Annotated in this window: 1 pseudogene; it reads left to right on the top strand. The window is 65.4% G+C overall.

Going from position 1 to position 376, the window contains the following annotated elements:
* Nucleotides 1–208 (top strand): annotated as a pseudogene (locus AC01Y6_RS10815) (ABC transporter); the annotation flags it as partial.
* Nucleotides 209–376 lie beyond the last annotated feature (168 nt).

Raw genomic sequence — 376 nt, 5'->3', positions numbered from 1 at the left:
GATCTGGAACACCGCCGACACCCTCTTCGTACGGCTTTCCGGCAACTCCCCCTACCAGCTCACGGAGAGCCACGCCTACGCGGGCACCCTTCCCCCTGGGGGGTGGTGGAGCTACCCTGCCCAGGCGGTGCACGACCCCTACGTGAACACCTTCACCTACGCCTTTTCCCTAGCAGGCCTAGGCGCCAACCCCGGCGACACCCTCTAGGTGGCCGGCCACGCCTTCCTCTTAAGCCCCAGCTACAGCTTCGCCGAGGCCCAGGGCCAGTTGGAGTATAGGGTGCAGCCCTGCAAGAACGCCCCGCCCCCGCCCGGGAAGGACATCGTGGTCTTCAACGACATCAACCCCTTTGACAACACCGGCATGAGCAACCCC

The organism is Thermus sp. (assembly GCF_056332225.1).
This window is presented reverse-complemented; position numbering and strand designations above follow the sequence as displayed.